Raw genomic sequence first — 14,916 nt, 5'->3', positions numbered from 1 at the left:
TGGACATATCTGGGTAAACCGTTAGTAACTCGTCCACGATCTGGCGAGCGTTCTACCAATCATCTTAATTTTGGGTGGGGTGTCCCCAACGATCACCGTGAATCGTGTTCACTTCGTGGAAGACCTCGTTGACTTCGCGCCGCGCCGAGAGCGTTTTGATGTATTCTTGACGTTGGTCATCGGAACCAAATTCGAGCGGGCGTTTTAGTTCGAGTTCTCGCATCGACGTGATGTGGTGTTTGTCCATAAACATCCGCAATCCATCGACAAGTGTGCGAATAACATCAGGGCCTTCACGGTATACGGCGGACGTGATCATCGCGACGTCGGCTCCGGCCAACAGCACGCGGATGACATCACCGGGTGTGCCGATCCCGCCGCATGCAGCAAGCGGCATCGCCGGACAATAGCTATGAATTCTCATGATCGTTCCGAGCGACTGAACGATTGCTCCCGCGTGGGTTAGTTCCCAGCTCGTTTTTAGCTGGAAACTATCAAGACAAATGTCAACGTCGGGGGCGCGGCCAAATAGCACCAACCCCTGGGCGCCCGAAAGCAAGCGGTGAGCCAGATGACTTGGGCTGGTGTAGTAGCGATCGAGTTTCAGGAACAAGGGGATCGAGATCGCCGCATCTATCTGAGCGACCAAGTCCACCATTGCATCTTCGGCTTCCCGCGGCCCCGCGTATTCGGTTGGCGGCGGTAGATGGACATTCAATTCAATCGCAGCAGCGCCGGCTTCTTGCAACGTGCTGGCAAAGTCAAGCCAATGGCCTGCACATTCGCCGTTGAGACTGGCGATGATTGGTATCGACGACTGAACACTCGAACGGTGCACCAAATCTAAATACGATTCGGCACTATGAGAAAGAGTATCCGCCGGTACTCGCTTGGACCGCTCTAACAATTGGCTGTCGTTTTCCGAAAACACGTGTCCGTTGCGTTCATTCCACAACAAAACTTGCTCTTGGAAAAGCGAGGGAAGCACAATCGCCCCGGCACCAGCCGAGGCAATCGCAACGTGGCTCTGCTCATCTGCGGTTAACGGACAGGCGCCGACAATAACGGGTGAGTTGAGTTTCAATCCACCAAAGTGTGTTGTCAGGTCAATGCTCATCGGCACCCCTTGAGTCGCGAAGAAAAGAATCTGCGAAACGCTCACACCGCCTTCGCGTTTCTCGACTTCGATTATAGGGTACCCGACGCTAAAAATTCCTAAGAAAAGCGAATGAAGAAAACGTCGATCGACATTGATGCTTTAAAGGAAATAGCGATTTGCTTCGATCAGTTCAACTTCATTCGGTGCTTACGCATATACGAGTGGCATTCCACACAACGAACCGTCATCGATACGTACCCCAGCGTGGCTCGGCTAATGTTCTTTTCCTCGGCGGCTTCGGCAATCATGTCCGCAGTACGTCGGAATTCCTGACTTTGGGTGACATATTCCGGTGTCTGCAATACATTCCAACCACTTTCCAAGCTTAACAGTTTCAATGCTTTGGCATTCTTGGAAATGGCGTCAAAGTCCTCGAGCGTCAGACCTTCCAAAATCGCTTTTGACCTATCGAGCTTCATTTTCATCAGCGGCGTGATCCGATGAGACGGAGCTTCGTCAGGTGGATCAGCACTACTTAGTTGCGAACTCAAGGTGGCTATTGCTAAGGCTATTAGAATTACGGACACGTACTTCATGAGGGAAACTCCAAACGAGACAATGGGCAGAAGCAATGAGAGGTCAATCGAGGCACTTCGTTCACTTTTGGGCGTTAGCGGATCGTGGCTGAGATCGTGGCCATGTTTGGCCTGCTCGCAACACGGTTACGATGGATGGGTGTCACCGTGCATGGGCCGGTAATGTCGCCAGCACTCTTCTTCGCGGCCACGCACAATTCGGCAGCCACGAAGTTTGCCAAACTGAGATGTGATGACTGTCCATCGATCATGCGATTTCGGATCGTCGCGATAGATGATGACCCAATCCTTGGTCGTGTTCAGTTCGTGAGCCCGAGCGGTGTTCGAGTACATCGCGGTGTAGTGCCGGTCGGCTCGCTGGCAATGAAGAATGGGAAGCCATGCGACCGCACCGGGATTGAAATGGCGAGGTGCGATCTTAGGCAGCTTTCCCGACGCAGCGAGACGCTGATACTCTTCATCCACGTCTAGCAACTCAGCCACCGGCACCTCGTGATCGGACGCATGTTCTCCGGAACCCGACGGATGATCGTAAACAGCTCGCTCCGACCGCGTCATGTCCGCGGCGGTCGACGATGATGTACGATGGCGAAGTCGATCCGCCAAACTTTCCCGAATGGCACGAATCCGCTTGCGTCCCATCCCCGGCACTTTTTCGAGTCGTCCGTCCTTCGCAGCAGCCCACAGTTCCAACAGCGTTTCGATCTCGAGCTCCTCATGAATTCGATGTGCAAGCTCGGGACCGATACTGGGCAACGTCGCAAACAATCGCTCGGCGGTCTCTTCGCCACGCAGCCGATCCAACAACGGAATGCGGCCCAATCGAAGGTATTGTTCGATTAGATTCGCAATCGAATGCCCAATCGTCGGCAAGTCAATCAACCCCACCACACCGTCGTGTAACAAAATGTTGCGAACCGGCGTGGCCAGCGAGTGGAGCGTCTTGCTGGCGTTTTGATAGGCACGAACGCGGAACTCACCCGCGTCTTGCTCCGCTAGCAGGATGGCGATTTCATCAAGCAATTCTGCAATCGCCTGATTTTCCGTCGCGTGGTGCGACGACTCGGAAACCGTTTCGATCTCGCGAGCAATTTCGTCGGGTTGATGAGACTGAATCGCGACCATCTCAGCCACCTGCTATAAGTCGGGTTGAAACGTTGTTTTGCGAACGGACTTACGTTGCCAAACTATTTTGGTGTTCGAGGGAGCGGTGCGTCCCGAGCGAGCACCTCGTCGAGAAACGACAGAACACGCCGCTCATCGATCGTGGTTTTGACAAACCCTAGCACTCCGCCAGAAGCATCCGCCACCGCCCTGGCTCGATCCAGGATGTCCTTGCGGAGTGTTAACAAGGACTCATCGCTCATCCTCGTAATCACATCGGTGATGTAATGTTTCCAGGTCAATGCAAGTTTCTTTTTAGGTTTGACTGACAACCAGTGCTCGAGCAACGCCGCTGCCGGAGTTCCTTCGGTGATCCCTTTTTCATGTGCTGCAGCCAAAATCGGCTGGCGTTCTTCGGGATCCATTTTCCCATCGGCCCAGGCAACGAGAACCAGAGGAACCACGGAGAGTGCGGCGACCGATTCGGCATTCGCACCGGCAGCCAATAGTTCGTCGATCAGTTGGGGATTGGAAATTCCCGTCACTGCCGCGAGCTGGGCTCGATTGGTTTCGAGTTCGGCCTTAGTTCTCATCTCGGCAATGAGCCGCTCGTCGACTCGGTGGAAAAATTCATCTTCCAATGCCTGACGACGATCGGTGAATGCGTCTTTCGTCAACATCTCTTACTCTCCTGTTTGTTGCCCTTTTGGTTCACGTTGCGATTGCAACGATTAATGGAGTTGCAAACGCTGTGCCGCCACCGTCAACATGAGTACCCTTGCTGTTTCACTGCGGAAAACATTCACCCCTTCACGACTGGAGCACACAAAGGTGTGCTGATTTCGCACATGCGTGCACACTTGTCACATCTACAGCGAGTAGATTTTTGCCCCGACGTTGTAAAAACTGCCAAGCAAATTGAATATTCGTGATGCCAATGAGCAAAATCGTCCATGGCGCAACGTTTGCCTCATCTGCAGCTTTAGAGATCGAACACCCTTAGAATCCACACCCCCGCAATCAAGTGCCTCCCTCTAAATCCCCCACCACTAAATCCCCTGCGTCGGAAACCTTCGTCAGTCGAAAGCAAAGTGCGATTGCGATACTCGCGATCGCCGCGATCACCATTCATTTGGTATTGCGGTTCTTGACGAATACGGAGCGATCTGTCGCGGAACTGCCTCTGCTAATTGCCTTGATCTTTGGCGGTGTCCCATTGGTTTGGGACCTGTTGGTGAAGTTGTTCCATCGCGAATTTGGTTCGGATTTGTTAGCCGGCATTTCGATCGTGACATCGGTTGTCTTGCACGAGTATCTGGCTGGCACTTTGGTGGTGCTGATGTTGTCCGGAGGCGAAGCACTCGAAGCGTATGCGGTTCGCAGCGCATCATCAGTCTTGCATGCGCTGGCCAAACGGATGCCGTCGGTGGCACACCGCAAAAGCGGTTCGACGCTCGAGGACGTTGCATTGGATGCGGTCGAAATCGGCGACGAGCTGCTCGTGCTGCCGCATGACATCTGTCCAATCGACGGTACCGTGGTCGAAGGCCACGGGGTGATGGACGAGTCGTATTTGACCGGTGAACCCTACATGATGTCCAAGACACCTGGTTCGCAGGTGTTGTCAGGGTCCATCAATGGTGACTCAGCGCTGACCATTCGTGCAGAGAAGTTGGCCGTCGATTCACGCTACGCCAAAATCATGCAAGTAATGCAGACATCGGAACAACACCGTCCGCGAATTCGGCGACTGGGTGATCAACTCGGCGCTTTTTACACGCCGCTTGCGGTGGCCTTAGGTGTCGCCGCTTGGGTCATTTCCGGAGACCCGATACGCTTTCTTGCCGTGATGGTGGTCGCGACTCCATGTCCGCTGCTGATTGCCATTCCGGTGGCGATCATCGGATCGATCTCGCTTGCCGCACGGCGAGCCATCATCGTCCGTGACCCCGCCGTGCTCGAACAAGTGGATGTGTGCAAGACGATCATCTTCGACAAGACGGGGACACTGACCTATGGTAAGCCTCAATTGACTGAACAGATTTGTTCGCCGGAGTACAAACCGCACGAGGTGCTTTCGCTGGTGGCCAGTCTCGAGCAATACTCCAAACATCCGCTGGCCGAAGCGATTGTTGCAGCCGGTCGAAACGCAAACGTCGCACTGCAAGAATCCAGCCAGATGAGCGAGCGTCCAGGGGAAGGGCTGCGTGGGATCGTGGCAGGAAAAGAGATCCGGATCACAAGCCGCCAGAAATACGTCGCCGGGCATCCCGAGGCGAACGACACATTACCGCAGCAAGCCGGCGGTCTAGAATGCTTAATCTTAATCGACGGAGCTTATGCAGCCACGTACCGATTGAGGGATTCACCCCGCGAAGAGGGCGCGTTGTTTGTCAACCATTTGGCACGGCGGCACCAGATCGAGCGAGTTGTCTTGCTCTCGGGGGATCGCGAATCAGAAGTTCAGTATCTGGCCAAACTCGTTGGCATCTCCGAATCTTACGGCGGGCAAAGCCCCGAAGACAAATTGGAATTTGTACGGCGTGAAACCGAACGAGTCAAAACGATCTTTGTCGGCGACGGGATCAACGACGCTCCCGCCTTGATGGCTGCGACCATTGGAATCGCCTTTGGCCAGAACAGCGATGTGACAAGCGAGGCCGCTGGAGTCGTGATCATGGATAGCTCGCTGGCGAAGGTGGATGAGTTCATGCACATCAGTCGGCGGATGCGAACAATCGCATTGCAAAGTGCCGTCGGTGGCATGGCGCTAAGCGTCGTCGGCATGCTGATCGCCTCGGCTGGCTATTTACCTCCGGTCGCAGGGGCCGTAACCCAGGAAGTGATCGACGTGGTCGCGGTGTTGAATGCGCTGCGTGTTGCCTTGCCACCAAAATCTTTGATCGATTTCTAGCAAAAGGCATCAATTGTGTCGCTTGCAGTCTGCCGTAGTGGATCTTGTTTAAGATCCCGCATGCAGGATCTTTAGCAAGATCCACTACGGCATTTATTGACTTCACATTCCGGGCGATCAATGACTTTCCTTCACCTGTGCTGCTGTGCCGGCGACTTGGTAGATACCGTACGTGATTAATGCAGTGCCTGCGATTAGCGTGATCGTCAACGGTTCGGACATCAAGATCCAGCTTAGGAAGATTCCAATCGGAGGCGATGCCAGACGAAAAACGGTCAAGTGGTTGATCGGATGTCGTGACAACAAATAGGTCCAGATCAACACCGCAATACCGGAGACTAAGAAGCCTTGATACAGAATCGCAGCGATGGCGCTGCCAGAAAACTCGATGCTGCGAACATCATAGAAGCACACTATCCCGACCGAGCAAGCAATCGCCCCCAGTAAAGTGCTCCAAAAAACCGATTGCATCGCGTTCAAGTCGGACAGGATTCTTCGCACGTAGGCGATTTTGAATCCCATCAATGCGGCCGCCAACAGCACGAGAACATCGCCGATCAAACTCGCTTGAGTGCCATGGCTGAGTCGCGGCAGCAGCACGATTTGCAGTCCGACGACGGATAGGATCATGCCGAGCCATTGCCGAGGCCGCAGCGCCGAATCGTTCGTCATCAGTCGCCCTGCGAGAGCCGCAAAAAAGGGAAACGTATTAATGATCACAATGCTGCGAGCGGAGCTTGTTAATCCAGTACCCACTAAGAACAGACCGGTTTGCAGAAGCACGAGAAACGAATTCCCAGCAACCAGCCTTGCTTGTCCAGCGTGAATCCGTAGCGGCCAGCGGCCCACGTAGGCGGCCAAAAACAGGATCGGTAACGCCAGCAAAAATCGCAACGCGAGGACGATGACGGCGGGTATGGTATCCACCGAAACTTTCGCCGCGATCGCTTGGCCACCCCAGATCAGCGTGCAGGTCAACACCAGAGCAAGGCTCGCCATCGTAAGCGATAAATGCTGAGTCCCACCGCTGCGAGTGGACTCGTCCGTCGGCGACTCGCTCGAGGGTGGAGCGGTTGTCATCGCTCGGAGGATCCATTGACGAAAACCGCCTGCAACATGCCAGCTTTGCCAACGTTAGTGACCGGCCCGGCAGCAACTCGTGAAAACAGACCGTGATACCGCCCACAGATGACGCCCATCGCCAAGGTCATCTGCATCGATTGAGGACTCAGTGCGACCAGCGGGGGCGTTGCAGTCTGGCCATTGCCGCTTACTTTACTGCCGCTTGCGTCACTTCCAGATTGAAGAATGCCGTTGGCACCACCGGGGCTGGACAAAATCGGCAACGTCAGTGGTTTGACGTACTCCTGAACAATACCGGGCAGATCGGGATTCGGTTGACACGCAATCGCCCATTGTTCGTCATCACAGAATTCACCAATATGCACACCAAACCCCCGCCCTTCATTGGCGGGTTTGATCACAAATTGATTTCGGTGCTTGCGAACGTAGGGAAGCAGGTCGATGGTCTTGCCATGAAACTTGGTTTCGCCGGGCTGTAGACGTGATGTCCACAACAGATGGTCATCGATAAATTGACGCTGTGTATCGTCCAACTCGCTGCGGAATTCCGGATCATAGAACAGGGCTAGCAGCCCTTTGTCTTCGGCGATGGTCGCAGCCACTAGATTATTCACCGAAACCATGGCTTGGTCTCGGAGCCCCTCCAGAAAATCTTTATAACGACGCTCAAAACCGGCTTTCCAACAATGATTCGGGCTATTGGGCGTACTGACTCGAATCTTATTCCACGTGAGCGAGATGGGGCGATTGTGAATCGTGACGGACGATCCTTGTCGTCGGATGTCTTCGGCGCTGGCAACAATCACTTCGCGTCCGCGAGCGACAAAGGCGGCTTTCAACATTTCGACTTCGTTGCTTAAACCGTTCTCGTCATTCAGCAAGGCGACTGCGTGTTCAGGATTGCCGCCGCCTTGTTGTTCGATCCGTAGCAATTCGTCGACGAGTACGTCGCGTTCCAGTGTTCCAATTTCCAATTTCGATGTCGACAGCGGCAGATCAAGTTGCGACAGGGCAGAGAGCACGATCTCGGACGCATCCGGTGCATGCAGGAATCCAGCGGGGCAACATGTATTGACCTCGATGAATTTGACCTCGCCAGTAGCGGTAACGACGGCATCGTAACGGCTGTAACCCTGCCACGAATCGAGCCCGGGAGTCCGTGCTAAAAAGGGAGCGAAACGGGAATGATCGGGAAAGTAGCGTACCAGCCGCTCAGGCTCGGCGAGCGTCCAGTCGATTGCTTGTTCAATCAGTATGTGGAGTGTTTCACTGAGCGATTGCAGCAGCGATACATCCGCCGGTCGGAGCACAACCGCCGACAAAGCGAGTGGCAGTTCGCGTTGACGTTCGAACCAAATCGAACGTTGGTGAACCGCTTGACGGATTTTGTGCGCCAACTGGTCGATGCAAACGCGATCGGTTGTTGCTTTTTGGCAAAGCCAATCATGCAAGTCGATCGTCGGCTGCAAATCGAGTCGCCGATGGCTACAGGTAGTCGGTGCGGTGGGCATACTAGTTGGCATCGTTCGATTGGAAGCGAATGGGGATATCACGCATCGATAAATCCCCGCCCAAACGGTTCATGGTGGCACGTTGCTTGCCACCGGTCAGACCTTCCACCCGTGAACCAATGTAGTACTGGATATCGGCCAACGTGATCAAACCACTGCTGTCTTGCGGGCGTGGCAGGAACGGGACGGCGACGTTGAGTGCTTGCGATTCCGCCAATGCCGCATCGTTGTACTTCCCTTGCAACGCTTCGAGCAGCGCGAGGGTTAACACCCCATGTCCATAGCGTGGGTTTTCACTGGCCGTTTGCGAACTGAGTGACGCAGCCAAAACCACCAGCCCCTTTTGTGCACTGGTAAACCGGTACAGAGCATTGTGCAGCTGTTGTGTCGTGGCATCACGAGTACCCGTCGTGGTAGCCGCCCCGCTATGACATGCGTCCAAGACCAGAATCGAGTTGCTTTTGCTACGCGTTAACATGTCACGCAGCTCTTCATCCCAAATTGCACTCGAACGTAGCGAGCCGTCTCGGTAATCCGCTGGCAGAAAATAGAAGCTGCCTGATTCGTCGACCGTACCGTGACCACTGAGACTAACAATGACAAGGTCCTTATCACTGGCTTTGCGAGAGATCCCTTCGATGGCATCGATGATCGCACTACGAGTGGCCTCTTCGTTTTTCAGATTTCGGAATTCGCCGCGTTGGAACAAGCATCCCTTGCTCACCTTTGATGCTGGGTCAGAGCACAATTGGCCATAAGCCTCAAACAATGCATCGGAGTCGTCATCGGCAAAGGCGAGCTCCAATTCAGGATGATGTTCGTATGCCGAGACGCCGATCGTCAACACATGCAGTCGACAACTAACAGGTTTCCCCGCCTCATCATATTGGATCGAGCCACGAGTCAATCCGCGATGCGTCACCGCGGATTGCTGAAGTGATTCGGCAAGCACGGCGGCCAAAGGTTGGTTCAAATTGGGTTCCAACATTGCGGTGGACGAGTTCGAAGCGATTCGCAACGCACGCTGACCACTTTCGCAATACCGCTGCAGGTACAGGCTGGTCAACCGATTGTCCTCCGCCGTGCGGAGCGATTGAATGATGGAATTGAGCCGACGAACGATCCGAGCAGATTTGTCGCCTGGCAACATCGCCGGTTTCAACAATTCCTCGGTAACCAACATTACCAAATCGATGTTACTGCGAGTAACTTGGGATGAGGCTGCCGCATGGTAAGCTTCGAGCGCATCGACGGCAGCTTTTCGTTCTTCGGCCGAGTTGCCCTCGAGTTGTAGCAAAGCGTGCGAGACGGTGCGGATGGAATCAAAGACTCGTTTTTGCCCGTCCGAAACTTCCGCTTCTTGTTGCGAACGCAAAGCCAGTTCTTTTTCGGCATGATTGTATGCTTCGTTTGCAAGCGTACGATCGCCCGCCAAAACAAGCGATAAAGCATACTTGTATTTCAACGCCAAAATGTGAGGCCATAATCGCTCACTATCGAAACTGCTGTCCTCGGTCGCCTGGACCGCCAACGTAAGAGCACGGGAAGCTTCCATGGCGTCGATACCGGCGCCGAACAAGTAACAATCCGCCAGTCGCTCGTAGAGGTTCGGACGTCGTGCGGCCAACTCGGTGCGTTGCTGTTTGGGCAAATCGCGGATAAACCCGCCTTTCAGCGAACTGTCGATTTGGTCCAGTAATTTCCGGTACTTTTCCTGAGCTTGTTTTTGGTCGCCGCGAAAGTGGGCCGTCATCGCTTGACCTTGCTCAATCCACAAAATGGCACGCCAACTGCGTGGGTTTCCAGCCTGGCTGTGAATGGAACGAATATCACGAGCACGTTCAAAGGCGCGCGATGCCTCGTCCAGTCGCCATGTGTCAAAGGAGGCCCAGCCGCGAGTCTCTGCGACAACGGCATGAAGCGGATGTTCGGGTAACACGGTGGAATCCATTTCCAGCAAACGTTTCGCTGTCAAGAGCGTTTTCAGCGAGTCATTACGGCGGCCCCACTTTCGTTCGGAATCGCCAAGTAGGCACAGACAGACAACATCAAGCGCCGTCGATTTTGCGTTTTCAAAGGCGAGGCGATAATAGGTGTTGGCCTTGCGGTAGTTTCGCTCGAAACTCGCCAGTAACAATCCGTAGTCCGATTCGCACAACGCCTGTAACCCAGCGGTATCGGGACTAGGGTTTTGACCATAAAGTTCCAAGGCACGCTCATACGCTAACGTGGCTTCGGCGGGATTTGAACTCGCTTGCAACAAATTGGCTCTTAAGTGCCAACGCGTTGCCGAGTCATCTTCGGATGGTCCTAACTCATCCAAAATGCCTGCGTATTCAAGCTTTAGCTCACCCACCGAATGAGCGTCGGGGTGAATCTCGTCAATTTGACGGGTCACCAAAGCCAACTCGGCCGGCATACGTCGCATGCTTTTTCGGACGATTTCATGTAATTCGTTGACCGTTTCAAAATCCGGGTGCGCCCGCAAACGGTCCGACACCGCCTGCAATTGATCACGGTCCAAGGCGGGATCGTTTTCCAATACTCGACGTGCTAATTCCGCACGCACTTCGGGGGTAAACCACGGTGTTTCTTCGAACCACCAATCTCCGTTGGGGCCAGGCAACTCAGTAAGCGAAACGACCCAAAGCGGCGGCCCGGTTGTGTCAGTCGTTGGCACCAATCGGTGACGCAGTGGGACCGCAGCGATTCCCATCAGCAATACCAAACCCGCCAGGATTAGCAAGCGACGATGCCATGGCGAAGGATGCGTTTTGGACGACTGCCCATCCGTCGCGTGCCTGCCAGACGTTTTTAACGGTGAGTTTTTGGGAGGCCAGGTTTGCAGCGTGGTTTTAGCCGATGCTCCTATCGGCGCGGCCGCTATAACGGGTGATTCATGGCCAGACAAAGGCAGCACGCCTGTAGAGTGTTTTGCGTTATCCGGTGGCGAGATCGGAAAGAAACGTACCACATCGTCGCTTTCCTCGACCCCAGCATCGTTCGCGGATGCCCCGTCCGAATCCTCTTTCGCCAGCCACGAAACCAATTGTTCCGGGACCGCATATTTGGCGATCAACGGCAGCACGTCGGTTGCAGTTTCGTAACGTTCATCAGGATCTTCGGCCATCATTTGCAAGATGGCGGCTTCGAGGTCGGGCGGACAGTCGCGACGAGTGTCGCTAATCCGCACATCGGAATCCGTACCAGGCAGCAGCGGTTTTCCGACAAGCGTGCTATACATCAATCGCCCCAAGCTGAATACATCCGAGCGTGGGTCAGGGTCTCGTTCGCCGCTCAAGATCTCAGGGGCGTAGAAAGCCGGAGCGTACCGCATGCCGGCTGGCCAGACCGCAAAGCGTGCTTTGTGCTCGTCGACGATGCCACCGGCAACCCCTGAAAGTTTGATATGTCCTCGGTCGCGACCACGGCAACCGATTAAAACGTTTGCGGGTCGCACATCGGCATGCGCTTTGAAAAACGAGTGGATGCCGGACAAACCACGCGCCACTTGGCTCATGATTTCACAGACCACGGGTACGGGCATCGTCCGATGACTCTTCAGTACATCGACCAGTGTTTGACCGTCGAAGTATTCCGAGATCACATACACGGTTTCACGATAGAGGATCAACTCGACAGGGGCAGCGATATTGGGGTGAAACATATGCACCATGTCGGCCGAAGCTTGTTCCGCGGACAAGCCCAATGGGTCGACAAAAAACGCAGAGATACGCCACAGCACTCGAATCTCGCCCGTCAAGCGACGGCGTATTTTGTACGCACCGCCGTACGGATTGCCATGGATTGGGCCGACGTATTCGTATTCGACCAATCGTTTGACAAAGTCGATCGGCTCGCGATCTTGATCCAATAACGCATCGACTAACTTGTCATCGTTAGGGAATCGCGCCCGCAATTCATCGAGCTTGATCGGGGCGTTCTGCTGTTGTCGATAGGCCATTTCATGCTGCAACATGCCGAACAGCAAGGGTCGCAAGTCGTCGGGAGCTACCTGGGTTAATCCAGGAGATTGCTCAGCGTGTTGACGAGTCGCAGATGTTTGCAGCCGCTTTTCAAATGCGACCAGGATCTGCGCCGGAGTCATCACGGCGTTCGCAGCAGTAGCCGAATCGACTGAGTTGTGCGGTTTAGGTTGTGTCATGATTTCTCCGCTCTTTGCACGGATCGTGTTTTAATTTTCAATAGCGGTGACCCAGGACCAAGACAAAACTTGGGGGGTAGAATCCACTTTACGCCGCAGTCCGCGATGCTGGCCTTTCCCATATGCGGCTGCAGACATCAGACGTTCAAACGGATTGAGAGGTCGATCGGTGGCACTGCGGACAGCCCGCGATTGCACGCTCAATCCATCTTGTTCTAAAAATTCGTAACTGGGTTTCGATTTCTCACTGCGAACCGGGATGGCAAGCACAATAAAACCCTCCGGGCCGAGCGACGAAGAGTCGACCGTGCCTCCGTCGGAAAAATGTGCCCCCGCTTGCAATGCTTCGGACAACCAGACTTGGATGCCGTGGTCCGCATCTAAATACAGCAGCGTCACCCACATGTCATCAATGCCATGATTTTCCACTCGCACCTGCAGATGATCACCGGGATTCAGTTGAGTCGGTGCATCTTCGCTCGGCGGCGAAGCATCACTCGATCCGTTCGCTCCCGGCACACTGCGAGTGACTTTCAGTTCGAGCTTCGAGCCTGTCGATCTCGTTTTCTCTTGCGAGGCCAAATCCGCAATTCGCCAGGTATTTTGCCATGCGAACAGTTTCTGAAAGTCGACTGCCAATCGCCGGACCAACTTTGCCGAGTCGTGTAACGGATAAGGACCGTAAACACGAGCGGCGGTGGTGCGTCGCCTTTGTTCTGTTCCGGGAGCCGATTCGTCAACGTCCTGGCGGAGTTCAACGTTGGCGTCAATCAACAACACGGCCGGGTGTTCGGTTTTGAAACCGTAATGTTTTTCGGCAATCGCTGGCGAGACGATTCGCAATCGCCACTGGGGCCCTTCACTGGCGTCGACCCATTGCACCAAGTCAGCTATCTCAGCAGACAGCGACTCCAATGCGGTCTTTAGCTCCGATTCAGATTCTGGTGTCGTTGCCCCCGGCTCTGTTTCGATTGCCACTTTCAATCGCATGTCGCCGAGCTCTTGAAATGCGATCGCGCACTTGGACAAATCAGGAAAGGACGTGATTGGCACTTCTGCTTTTCCAGCGTATTCACAGCTTTCGATTTCACTGTGATTGGGGGCTACTTTGGTGATTCGCAAATATCCCAGGATTGCAGAGTCCTCGCGGGTGCGGTCGTCGGGCGGATAGACGGCCAAAATTGTGTTCGTCGCCAGCCCCATCCACTCGCCCGCCGTGACGCGTGCTTGCCCGCCCATGTTCTCCAGGACGATGGAGGCACGTTCGGGAAATTGACTTTGGCCGAGCACCTCACGATCCAGATCGCCACTGAAAAACGGAGTAGGAGATCGGGAACCGCGTTCACTGCGATAGCGACTGACGACGCGCCGGCCCAAATCGCGGTAGGTGAGTGATTCGTCTTGTGATTCAAACGTTTGGATCAAGACGTAGGACAACAAGCCAAAGTAATGTTCCGGAGTGCGCGGAGCGTCCGAGGGTCGCGGCAGTTCGGGAGCGGTTTCAAATGCCTGGGCTGCATAGAACGCCGTGATGCTGCCGGTTTGCGAGCCATCGGCGGTTTGCGTCACCGTGTCGATGCTGTCGATTCCGTTGACTTGCGATCCACGACTACGCTCGGCGGGCGGCGAATTCTCCATGTCGCTTCGCCGTTTCTCCGCTGCGATTCGCATCTCGGCATCTGGAATGCCCAACACTTGAGGCGCCACTCCGCGTTGACGTTCTGCTCCGCCGACACTGCGGGTCATCGTTCCAGAATGGCAACAGTCGAATACGATCCAAACCGCAGCACCGCGAGATTTCAGTTCATCGAGCCATTGCCCGAGTTGGTCATCAATGATCGCATTCTCGGGCTTTCCGTCCGTCCACGTTTTCACGTCGGCCGGCAAGAAGACTTCGTCCAACCCATCGTATTCGGGATTGGCAGGATCGAGTGTCGTCAATTGGGATGCTGGGATGGGAATCTGCGTGCCATGACCGCTCATCAACACAACGATTTGAGAATCGGGTTTCGCGACCGCGATCAAGTTTTCAAAAGCGGACTTGATATTAGTGTAGGTGGGACGCGTAGCAACATCGTCATTCCAGCCGACCAACTGCTGAATGTTCGCTGGCGAAAACCCAAATCGTTGAGTCAGCAAATTTGCAAACGCGGGAACATCGTTCGCGGGTCCCCACAGCTCGGGAATCCGCGAGTTGTTGGGATACTGGGTACAGCCAATCAATAGCGCATGTTGAGTGTTTTCAGCGACTGCCGGTTCGTCAGCTCGATCGCGAGGTTCGTCGGCTCGACCGCAACCGGTGAACATAAACGATGCGACTAAAACGAGGGTTGCGAAAACGCACCGCGCGGAATTCGGGTTGGGCAACATGTTAACGATCCAGACATTTCAACGATGAGAGCCGAGCAATTCGGGAGCACCAGTACGAACCTGTACCACGGCCC

9 protein-coding genes are annotated in these 14,916 nt (G+C 54.5%); 1 reads left to right on the top strand and 8 read right to left on the bottom strand.

The window, feature by feature from the left end:
• Positions 1-64 precede the first annotated feature (64 nt).
• The 4 genes from SH528x_RS11250 to SH528x_RS11235 all read right to left on the bottom strand — a co-directional run bounded on the left by SH528x_RS11250 (position 65) and on the right by SH528x_RS11235 (position 3,479).
• Complete coding sequence (locus SH528x_RS11250; protein ID WP_442510614.1) at positions 65-1,117, bottom strand: dihydroorotate dehydrogenase-like protein; 1,053 nt, start codon at positions 1,115-1,117, stop codon at positions 65-67.
• Positions 1,118-1,284: 167 nt separating this feature from the next.
• On the bottom strand, positions 1,285-1,650 hold the full coding sequence (locus SH528x_RS11245) for a hypothetical protein (protein WP_442510613.1): 366 nt from the start codon (positions 1,648-1,650) through the stop codon (positions 1,285-1,287).
• 171 nt (positions 1,651-1,821) lie between these two features.
• The gene (locus SH528x_RS11240) at positions 1,822-2,820 is read right to left on the bottom strand and encodes a helix-hairpin-helix domain-containing protein (protein WP_442510612.1); all 999 of its coding nucleotides are present in this window, start codon (positions 2,818-2,820) and stop codon (positions 1,822-1,824) included.
• Positions 2,821-2,882: 62 nt separating this feature from the next.
• On the bottom strand, positions 2,883-3,479 hold the full coding sequence (locus SH528x_RS11235) for a hypothetical protein (RefSeq protein ID WP_442510611.1): 597 nt from the start codon (positions 3,477-3,479) through the stop codon (positions 2,883-2,885).
• 344 nt (positions 3,480-3,823) lie between these two features.
• Here SH528x_RS11235 and SH528x_RS11230 point away from each other — a divergent pair, with 344 nt between their 5' ends.
• On the top strand, positions 3,824-5,713 hold the full coding sequence (locus SH528x_RS11230; RefSeq protein ID WP_442510610.1) for a heavy metal translocating P-type ATPase: 1,890 nt from the start codon (positions 3,824-3,826) through the stop codon (positions 5,711-5,713).
• 117 nt (positions 5,714-5,830) lie between these two features.
• Here SH528x_RS11230 and SH528x_RS11225 read toward each other — a convergent pair whose 3' ends face one another.
• The 4 genes from SH528x_RS11225 to SH528x_RS11210 are packed head-to-tail and all read right to left on the bottom strand — an operon-like array spanning position 5,831 to position 14,842.
• The gene (locus tag SH528x_RS11225; protein WP_442510609.1) at positions 5,831-6,793 is read right to left on the bottom strand and encodes a DMT family transporter; all 963 of its coding nucleotides are present in this window, start codon (positions 6,791-6,793) and stop codon (positions 5,831-5,833) included.
• Complete coding sequence (locus SH528x_RS11220) at positions 6,790-8,319, bottom strand: hypothetical protein (RefSeq protein ID WP_442510608.1); 1,530 nt, start codon at positions 8,317-8,319, stop codon at positions 6,790-6,792. Before SH528x_RS11220 ends, SH528x_RS11225 begins: the two co-directional genes overlap by 4 nt.
• Positions 8,309-12,472 carry a protein kinase domain-containing protein gene (locus SH528x_RS11215; protein WP_442510607.1) on the bottom strand — a complete coding sequence of 1,388 codons (4,164 nt, stop codon included), beginning with the start codon at positions 12,470-12,472 and terminating at the stop codon, positions 8,309-8,311. Before SH528x_RS11215 ends, SH528x_RS11220 begins: the two co-directional genes overlap by 11 nt.
• Positions 12,473-12,502: 30 nt before the next feature.
• Positions 12,503-14,842: a caspase family protein gene (locus tag SH528x_RS11210; RefSeq protein ID WP_442510606.1), complete on the bottom strand. Its 2,340-nt coding sequence runs from the start codon at positions 14,840-14,842 to the stop codon at positions 12,503-12,505.
• Positions 14,843-14,916: the final 74 nt, after the last annotated feature.

It is taken from the genome of Novipirellula methanifontis, assembly GCF_052161655.1.
Classification (GTDB): domain Bacteria; phylum Planctomycetota; class Planctomycetia; order Pirellulales; family Pirellulaceae; genus Novipirellula.
This window is presented reverse-complemented; position numbering and strand designations above follow the sequence as displayed.